At 59.3% G+C, this 9,130-nt stretch carries 9 protein-coding genes; all 9 read left to right on the top strand.

Annotation, left to right across the window (positions count from 1 at the left end; all coding sequences use genetic code 11):
* The first annotated feature begins 135 nt into the window (after nt 1-135).
* A complete protein-coding gene (locus tag AACH06_RS29610) occupies nt 136-573 on the top strand; it encodes an NIF family HAD-type phosphatase (protein ID WP_341429428.1) in 438 nt (145 codons plus the stop codon).
* A gap of 696 nt (nt 574-1,269) precedes the next feature.
* The gene (locus AACH06_RS29605; RefSeq protein WP_341429427.1) at nt 1,270-1,593 is read left to right on the top strand and encodes a DUF3658 domain-containing protein; all 324 of its coding nucleotides are present in this window, start codon (nt 1,270-1,272) and stop codon (nt 1,591-1,593) included.
* Nucleotides 1,594-1,663: 70 nt separating this feature from the next.
* Nucleotides 1,664-2,176, top strand: a complete 513-nt coding sequence (locus tag AACH06_RS29600; protein ID WP_341429426.1) for a hypothetical protein — start codon at nt 1,664-1,666, stop codon at nt 2,174-2,176.
* A 603-nt stretch (nt 2,177-2,779) separates the two neighbouring features.
* Complete coding sequence (locus tag AACH06_RS29595; protein WP_341429425.1) at nt 2,780-3,103, top strand: hypothetical protein; 324 nt, start codon at nt 2,780-2,782, stop codon at nt 3,101-3,103.
* A gap of 561 nt (nt 3,104-3,664) precedes the next feature.
* A complete protein-coding gene (locus AACH06_RS29590) occupies nt 3,665-4,231 on the top strand; it encodes a hypothetical protein (RefSeq protein WP_341429424.1) in 567 nt (188 codons plus the stop codon).
* Nucleotides 4,232-5,147: 916 nt separating this feature from the next.
* Nucleotides 5,148-5,405, top strand: coding sequence for a hypothetical protein (locus AACH06_RS29585; protein WP_341429423.1), 258 nt, complete (start codon nt 5,148-5,150; stop codon nt 5,403-5,405).
* 1,402 nt (nt 5,406-6,807) lie between these two features.
* Nucleotides 6,808-7,110, top strand: coding sequence for a hypothetical protein (locus AACH06_RS29580; protein WP_341429422.1), 303 nt, complete (start codon nt 6,808-6,810; stop codon nt 7,108-7,110).
* Between the two features lie 585 nt (nt 7,111-7,695).
* Complete coding sequence (locus tag AACH06_RS29575) at nt 7,696-8,034, top strand: low molecular weight protein tyrosine phosphatase family protein (protein WP_341429421.1); 339 nt, start codon at nt 7,696-7,698, stop codon at nt 8,032-8,034.
* Nucleotides 8,035-8,137: 103 nt separating this feature from the next.
* Nucleotides 8,138-8,410, top strand: a complete 273-nt coding sequence (locus AACH06_RS29570; RefSeq protein WP_341429420.1) for a hypothetical protein — start codon at nt 8,138-8,140, stop codon at nt 8,408-8,410.
* Nucleotides 8,411-9,130: the final 720 nt, after the last annotated feature.

Here is a 9,130-nt window from a genome sequence, read left to right as displayed (position 1 = left end):
CGCTCGCCGAATCGGCGCCCAAGAGCTCGGGCTGAAGGCGTTTCTGGCATCTCGAGCCCAGATTCCGTGTTCTTCAGCGTCCATGCACGTCGCGCCATGCTTTGTGCAGACCATCCTTAGGCCTGGAATTTGCCAATGCCTCGCTATTCCGTTGTCGCGCTTGACCTTGAAGGTACGCTTATCTCGAACGCGATGAGCCAGATTCCAAGGCCGGGTCTGTTTGCCTTCTTGGAGCGCTGCAAAGCTCTTTTCCCTCGCGTCGTGATGTTCACGACCGTGAAGGAAGCGCGCTTCCGCAAGATCGCCCACCTCTTGGTGGAGGAAGAGGTCGCGCCAACTTGGTTCGCCCAGGTTGAGTACGTCACCTGGGAAGACGAGACCAAAGACCTCTCTTTCATTCCCGCAGCCTCAACTCAAGAAGCTCTCCTAGTTGATGACTTCGAGGTCTATGTTCACCCTGGGCAAGAGTCGCAGTGGGTGAAGGTCGACTACTTCGACTACCCGTACAAGGAAAGCGATACTGGCTTGGCTAAGGTACTTCACGATCTGGAGCAACGCCTTGGCCAGGCCTAACCCCTCCGTCAAGGGGACGTCCCGCAAGCGGGCCGCCCCTTACGTCGAACGTTAGGCCCTCCGGGAACAGCCGGCTTGCGCTACCTTGGTGCGTCGCGCAGAATATCCACCTATGACCACAACGTTTTCGCCTTCATCCCTACATCTGGATGTCTATATCCACATGGGAAGTCCAGCGTCGACGTCTAAATCACGTTAGGCATCAAAAGGCAGCAGGACCGGTGAAGCCTCAGCGACGTGTCTACGTTTTCCGGGTGCCTGCTTCATCGTCAGCGTGGGCTGTCCGTCCTTCGGCGGCCAGCGCGCGGTCCGTGGTGGCTCCGGCCGTATTCCTGGCCGCGTGGGCACGTGTGAGTGGCCGCAGCAGTACGCTACGGTCGCTGGAATCGCTCTCCTTGGTCACCGCCGGTGGTACTCTTTGGGCCATCTGTGCCAAGGCAAGCTTGCAGCGCTTTGCCAAGGCAGTTGAAGTCCTTCGTCTCGTCCGGCCAGCGTCGTAGCACCTGTTATGCAAGTCTCATGCTCCGCCAACGCACGCCTCGCCTGGCTGCCAAGCATGAAATACATGTCGGTTGTGGCATTGCGTTCCAGGCGTCTCGGTGCCCTATCCCCTCTGCCTAACCACTCCGTCAAGGGGACTGGCCTGCGGCCAGCCCCTTACGTCGAACGTTAGGCAGCATGTACAAAGGGAGCGCTATGCAAATCGACGAGGATCCCCAGGGCGAAGAGCCCACGCCCGACGAGATAGCTCTAATCCGAAGCGTGTCGCCAGAAGACGAGGCGTGGGTTGATCAGCTCCTCTTGAGGATCTGCACGCCGCAATGGAGAAAGGTGGCCATGGTGGTTGCGAAGGCAAGTCGCGAGTTTGACGCGAGGTTTGAAGAACTGCCGTATGTCTATCTGCCGCTTCGTCTTGGTGCATTAGCTGAGAGGGGTGTCGTTGAAGCGCGAGGTCGCATTTTCTTTATGCGTCACTCTGAAGTGCGTCTGGTTCAGGGTGAAGCAAACGGCGCCGCCTAACCCCTCGGTCAAGGGGACTTGCCTGCGGCAAGCCCCTTACCTCGAACGTTAGGCGTCATAGGAAGCGTAGATGCTGAGTCTTACGAGTCAACGCTGGTCCGAGCTTGAGCACGCTTATGGCGACGCCGGTGACATTCCCGCGCTACTCGAGCAACTAAGCACCTTGCCAAGGTCGCAGGGCGAGTCTGAGCCTTGGTTCACCCTGTGGAGTGCCCTAGCACACCAAGGCGATGTCTATCCCGCTTCCTTTGCAGCAGTTCCTCACGTGGTCGCTGCCATCGCCTCCGCTCCTGCGGAGGCCGATGAGTCGTACTTTCAGTTCCCTGCTTGGGTTGAAGTGTGTCGCGAGAAGCAGCAGTTTGAGGTTCCAGCTGATCTCAAGGCCGCCTATTTCGAGTCACTATCCAGGCTACCCGCCCTGGTTGCACAGGCATCCTCGCGCGAGTGGAGTCCTGGCTTTGCCGCTTGTGCGCTTTCGGCAGTGGCTGCGGCCAAAGGGCAACATGCACTCGCCGAAGCCATCTTGGAAATGTCGTCCAGCGAAGTTGCTCAGGAGTTCCTGCAGTGGTACTTCGACCAATGACGCCTAACCCCTCCGTCAAGGGGACGTCTTGCGCCAAGGCGCAAGCCGCCCCTTACGTCGAACGTTAGCCGTCTGAGGGAGGCGAAGTGCAGAGTCGGTGCGAAGCATTCATAGCCGCCTCGGCGCAGCGCTCCGGCCGTCACTGTCTCCGCCCAAGGTCGCAACAGGCTTCGCCTGCTGCTCACGTCGCCACGGTCGTCCTGAACTGGTGCCTCCGGTCAAGCCGCGTCAAGCGTGCAGCGCGGGGCCGAACAAGTCTGCCCCACGCCGCACGCTTGTCGCTTGGTGGCATGGCCCGCGGTCGTGTGCCTGGTGGTTCATCTGATGAGAAATACCAAAGACATCTGGGCCGTCAGTCTGTGAGGCCAAGGTTGCCGTGCCTGGGCAGCGAGTCAGAAACAGTCCTTCTTCCAGCGTCGTCGTCCGGTAAGCAAGATGAGGCTGTTCAAAGTCTTCGGCGCCTTTCCAGCCAATTGAAACAGCCGGGCCAGCGGTGGCACACTGCATCAAACGCTGGCTTGCTCAATGCACAGCCGGCTAACCCCTCCGTCAAGGGGACGTCCCGCAAGCGGGCCGCCCCTTACGTCGAACGTTAGCCGTCACATGGGACTCGACGCACAAGTCATCGCAGTTGGTCCGTTCTCCTCTGAGGTCTCGTCGGCCCTGGAGTACGGAAGAGACTTCTATGTTGGTGTTGAGCAGGGGGCCACTGTCGTGACGAATGTCTTCATTGCCGGCACTTCGGATGCAAGTCACCAACTTGCATCAGCCTTTGGGGTGGGGGCCATGGAGTTAGGAAGGCACAAACTTGACCCCGAGAAGGCCGACATTTCAAAACTCATCGAGGTCTTTGGTGAGAGCAACGTCGCGCAGTTTCAATGCCTTGCTCGTAGTGGCTTCAGCTTCTTCTATTTGCCAAATGCTTAGGTCTTCCACATCGACGGAGACGGCTAACCCCTCCGTCAAGGGGACTGGCCTGCGGCCAGCCCCTTACGTCGAACGTTAGGCATCAGAAGGCAGCGGCCGAACGGGGAGTCCGAAGCAGCATATCCACGCTTGCCAGGTGCCTGCTCCGTCGTCCGCGTGGGCTGTCCGTCCTTCGGCGGCCAGTGCACGGACCGTGCCAGCTTCAGCCGCATTCGAGTCAGCTTGGGCACATGTGGGTTACCGCGGCAGCACACCACGGTTGCTGGAATCCCCCCCTTGGTCAGCGCCGGTGGTACTCTGTTGGCCATCTCTGCCACGGCAAGCTTTCACCGCTTTGCCGAGGTAGCTGAAGTCCTTCTTCTCTACCGGCCAGCGTCGTAGCACTTGTCATGCAAGCACTCTGCTTTGTCAGCCCCTGCATCGTCTGGCTACCGGGCTTGAAATACATGTCGGTTGTGGCATTGCGTTCCAGGCGTCTCGGTGCTCTGGCCGCTCTGCCTAACCGCTCCGTCAAGGGGACTGGCCTGCGGCCAGCCCCTTACGTCGAACGTTAGGCATCAGATGAGCGAACTCTGCCTCCTGACCAATCTCTCCAGTTCCGAGTGGGCTGCTTGGGTACAGGCCGTCGGCTCAATAGCCGCAATCATCGGCGCTGCTGGCATAGCCGTTTGGCAGTCGCGCAAGCAGCACCAAAATTCAATTGAGCTACTTCGCGCCGAGAATCGTTTCACTCGCACCGAACTGGCTCGATCCTTTCTGTCGCTCAGCTCAAACTGCCGCATTGCCATGGGGCATGCTGCAGGAAAACTCAAGAACCGGGAGGCGGTTCACGCAATAGCTGAGGGTCAAGTGCACTTCGACTTTGAGGAGCTCAAGGTCATCGAAGGCGCGGTTCGTGCAATTCCACTCCACACTCTCCCAAGTTCACTGGTTGGCCTCACAATGATCGTGAGCTCGACTGTTCGGCAATTTCGGGAGAAGGTGCAATCGGCGCTTGATGCTTACCGTTCCATGGATGGAGCTGCATTTGAAGACTTCTTTCGCACCCTTGCCGAAATGCAGGAGAGCTTGGAGGCAAGCTGTGCTGACATCAGGACCAAGCTCATCGAGATCGAGCGCGATGCCTAACCCCTCCGTCAAGGGGACCTGCCTGCGGCAGGCCCCTTACGTCGAACGTTAGGCATCAGAAGGCAGGGGCCTACTGGTGAGTCCGAAGCAGCAATTCATGCTTGCCGGGTGCCAACTCCTTCGTCGGCATGGGCTGTCCGTCCTTCGGCGGCCAGCGCGCGGTCTGCGGCGTTTTCAGCCGTATTCAAGTCAGCTTGGGCACATGTGGGTGGCCGCAGCAGCACGCCAAGGTCGCTGGAATCGTTCTCCCTGGTCACCGCCGGTGGTACTCTGTGGGCCATCTCTGCCACGGCAAGCTCTCAGCGCACTGCCAAGGCAGCTGAAATGCTTCTTCTCTCCCAGCCAACGTCGTAGCATTTGTCATGCAAGTCTCTTGCTTTACCAGCGCGTACCTCGCGTGGCTACCGGGCCTGAAATCCATGTCGGTTGTGGCATTGCGCTCCAGGCATCTCCGTGCTCTGGCCACTTGCCTAACCGCTCCGTCAAGGGGACTGGCCTGCGGCCAGCCCCTTACGTCGAACGTTAGGCATCTAGCGCACACTGGCGCTGCAGTCTGCGTGAGAATCCGAACAGATCCTGTCTATCGCTCATAGCCATGCCAAGTCGCCGATCGAAGCCGCCACCGCCCCGCACGTCGATTCAGTGCGAGTACCAAGGGAAGACGTATCAGGGCACCTACTACGTCGAGAAGGGTGTCCTGTACGTTGATGGTCCGTATGGGTCGAAGAACTCCCACGCAAGCGGAGCCAGCGAGGCCATAGCGAAGGTAATTCTGGGTGAAATTGTCAGAGAGTCTCTTTCAAAGGGCTACCTTTAGCGCCCTGGCTACATCCAAAGCGCTTGGCCCACCAATCCCTAACCCCTCAGTCAAGGGGACTGGCCTGCGGCCAGCCCCTTACCTCGAACGTTAGGCCTCATGAACCAACCTCAAGGCATCCTCTTCGCTGTTGGAAGAATCGTCAAGATTGCGACGGCCCTCGTCGCCGCAATAGCCGTGCTCTGGGCCATCGCATACCGACTCATCCTCGGTTTCACCCCGCTGTGGCTGGACATGATCACCGTCGGGGCGGGAGCGGCCGGAATGCTCGTACTCTGGTTACTGAGCCGAGGAAAGCCGTTCGACTACTCTGCCCCGATCAAGATGAACCCGGATCAAACCGATTCCCGACAGTAAGAAGCCCAGAGCGAACTCGGGCGTTGCAGAGGACCTGGCGCACCAGCGGACCTTGACGCTTGAGCGCATGGAAGACCGAGTCCGAATGTCAACACAAACCATGTCCTTGGCAGCCACTGCGGTCAGCTATTGCAGCAACCAAGGCCATCCCGAAAATGCTCCCCCCAACAGCTGCCGCAATGAGGCCTAACCCCTCGCTCAACCCCCGACTCGCTACGGCAGGCGGTGTAAGCCGAGCCTGCGCCAGTCGTACTATCGTCGCAGTCCCGGCTTACACCGCCCGCCTCCGCTCGCGGGGTTAGCTCGAACGTTAGGCATCAGAGGGCAGCAGGCGGGTGAAAGCGCAGCGGTATGTCCGGGCCTTCTGGGTGACAACTCAATCGTCGGCATGGGCTGTCCGTCCTTCGGCGGCCAGCGCGCGGGCCGTGGCGGCTCCTGCCGTATTCTGGTCAGCGTGGGCACATGTGGGTAACCGCGGCAGCATGCCGAGGCTGCAAGTTGCCCTGTCTGGCCAGCGCCGACGGTACTCTGTGGGCAATCGCTGCCACGGCGAGACCTCAGCGCTCTGCCGAGGCCGCTGAAATACCTCTTCTCTCCAGGCCTGCGTCGTAGCACTTGTCATGCAAGTCTTCTGCTCCACCAACGCACGACTCGCGTGGCTACCGGGCATGAAATACATTTCGGTTGTGGCATTGCGTTCCAGGCATCTCGGCGCTCTGGCCGCTTTGCCTAACCGCTCCGTCAAGGGGACTGGCCTGCGGCCAGCCCCTTACGTCGAACGTTAGGCAACAGAATGGAGCGGGTAGGTAAGGCGTAGCGGCATGCTCGAGCCTCATGTGTGGCAACTCAATCGTCGGCATGGGCTGTGTCCGTCCTCCGGCGGCCAGCGCGCGGTCCGTGACGGCTCCAGTCGTATTCAAGTCAGCCTGGGCACAGGTAGGTGGCCGCAGCAACACACCGAGGTCGCAGGAATCGCTCTCCTTGGTCAACGCCGGTGGTACTCTGTGCGCCATCTGTGCCAAGGCGGGCTTTCAGCGCTCTGCCGAGGCAGCTGGAATACTTCTTCTCCCCAGGTCAGCGTCGTAGCACTTGTCATGCAAGTCTTTTGCTCTGCCAACGCACGCCTCGCGTGGCTACCGGGCATGAAATACATGTCGGTTGTGGCATTGCGTTCCAGGCATCTCAGTGCTCTGGCCGCTCTGCCTAACCCCTCCGTCAAGGGGACTGGCCTGCGGCCAGCCCCTTACGTCGAACGTTAGGCATCACTCAAACCCAATCTTGTCCTGCTATGCGTACACGCCTATTCACCCTTTCCGTTCTCCTGCCAGTCCTACTTAGCGCCTGCGCAAACTCCATCTATCGCACGCCAGGATCAGAGTCGGAATCGGTCACACAGCTTGCCGTGCTCGAATACAACGGCGAGTTGGGCGCCGGAGGCGTCAACATTGTCAGCGTTGACGGGAAGCATCGTGGCATTGGATTCTTCCGTCGATATGAGCTGTCACCAGGCACTCGCTCATTCACAGTGGCGCTGAACATTCCTGGAGCCAGCACGAAAACGTCTACTCTCACTTTCGTCGCCGTAGCTGCCAGAACATACGAGTTGAAGTACCAGATTCAGCGCACCAGCGCCACCGGTGGAACTTGGCGCGTCTGGATCGAAGACAAGCAGACCGGCCAGCCAGTAGTCGCTGAGCAGGGATGAGCGGCAGAACGAAGCAGCCGCCTAACCCCTCCGTCAAGGGGACGTCCCGCAGGCGGGCCGCCCCTTACGTCGAACGTTAGGCCCTTCACATCAAGCCCGAAAGGCTGTCACATGAGCCGGCTCACCTGCAGGTGCGGGAACGTCATTTCAGACTCAACGTCACCCGATCCGAATGCTGCGTACTTGGTGAACGATGTCTGGCTTACGAACGAGGCAAGTCTTGGCAGCGAGATTGCAAGTATCCTCTCTAGTCGACCCACAGAGGCCAGCGAAGCCTTCGACGCAATGATCTTTGGCGAAGTCGTCGAGAACTCTCAGCTTGTACTTAGTTGCAGCCGATGCGGGCGACTTCACGTCGAGACAACGAGAAACTCTTGGCGATTCAAGTGCTATGTTCCCGAATGACGCTGCCCTCGGCGGTCTGCACCAGCACGGTTTCCTGTTCTTGAAAACGCCACTCCTATGAAGTTGGCCCACAACACAAGTCTTCGCTTTCGCTGCGTGCATGGGCCTAACCCCTCCATCAAGGGGACGTCCCGCAAGCGGGCCGCCCCTTACGTCGAACGTTAGGTCTCAAGAACACCCATGAAGCACGTTCTCTTTGTCTGCAGCCAGAATCGCCTTCGAAGCCCAACGGCTGAGCAGGTGTTCTCGTCGCGTGAAGACATTGAGTGCGCTTCCGCTGGTCTTAACCATGACGCCGAAAATCCCGTAACTCCTGAACTGGTGAGTTGGGCCGACACAATCTTTGTCATGGAGCGCGCCCATCGAAACAAGCTCTCGTCAAAGTTCAAACCCTACTTGGCTAAAACTCGGGTGATCTGTCTAGATATCCCCGATGACTATGCGTACATGGATCCAGAGCTTGTCAGGCTTCTCAAGGCAAGGGTGAGTCGCCATCTTCCGTTTGGCATCTCAGGGTAGAGCAAGCAAATGTGCGCCCGTCACCACAGCCTGAGACCTAACCCCTCCGTCAAGGGGACCTGCCTTCGGCAGGCCCCTTACGTCGAACGTTAAGCAGCATTCAATGACCACTCGAGTCTACGTTGACTTCAACGAACTTCTCGCCCCCGATGTGATCTTGCTGTCGCAGTCCGACACCAGAGTAGACCGCGATGGTCATACCGTGAAACTGGTCGAAGGCATGGAACTCGGCGTCTACTCCGACGACAACGAGCCCGATGACATCGTCGCGGATGGGGTCGTGTGGAGAAACACTGATACTGGATGGAGTGCCCATGTGAAGTGGGTACTGAAAATCGATGCTCGGGGCATTCGATATGAGCCGAAAACTGCATAGCGAAGCCCATGCAGTCTTCCCGCTCCTGTGCAATGAATCTCTACCACAGCAGCTTAGAAGCAAGGTGGCATCTAGGCATTCAGGTGCCGAGGATCTCGCCGCCGGCCTGCTGCCTAACCCCTCCGTCAAGGGGACGTCCACAAGCGGGCTTCGCCCACTTGCGGCCGCCCCTTACGTCGAACGTTAGGCATCAAAAGGCAGCAGGGCCAGTGAAGCCTCAACGACGTGTCTACGGTTTCTGGGTGCCCACTTCATCGTCGGCGTGGGCTGTACGTCCTCCGGCGGCCAGCGCGCGGTCCGTGGCGGCTCCAGCCGTATTCAAGTCAGCTTGGGCACATGTGGGCGGCCTCGGCAGCATGCCAAGCCCGCAAGGCGCTCTGCCTGGTCAGCGCCGGTGGTACTCTGTGGGTCACCTCTGCCACGGCAAGCTTTCAGCGCTTTGCCAAGGCAGTTCAAATTCTTCGTCTCGTCCGGCCAGCGTCGTAGCACTTGTTATGCAAGCACTCTGCTTTGCCAGTCACTGCCTCGTCGAGCCACCGGGCTTGAAATACATGTCGGTTGTGGCACTGCGTTCCGGGCATCTCGCTGCTCTGGCCCTTTTTGCCTAACCGCTCCGTCAAGGGGACTGGCCTGCGGCCAGCCCCTTACGTCGAACGTTAGGCACCTTATGGTCCTCGATCCTCCGTTCGAACGCCTCAGGTGCCGTCGGTGCGACGAAAC

Origin of the sequence: Ideonella lacteola (assembly GCF_038066555.1) — a bacterium.
Classification (GTDB): domain Bacteria; phylum Pseudomonadota; class Gammaproteobacteria; order Burkholderiales; family Burkholderiaceae_C; genus Ideonella; species Ideonella lacteola.
Note: the sequence above shows the minus strand (reverse complement) of the source record. Positions and strands in the feature narration are given on the sequence as shown.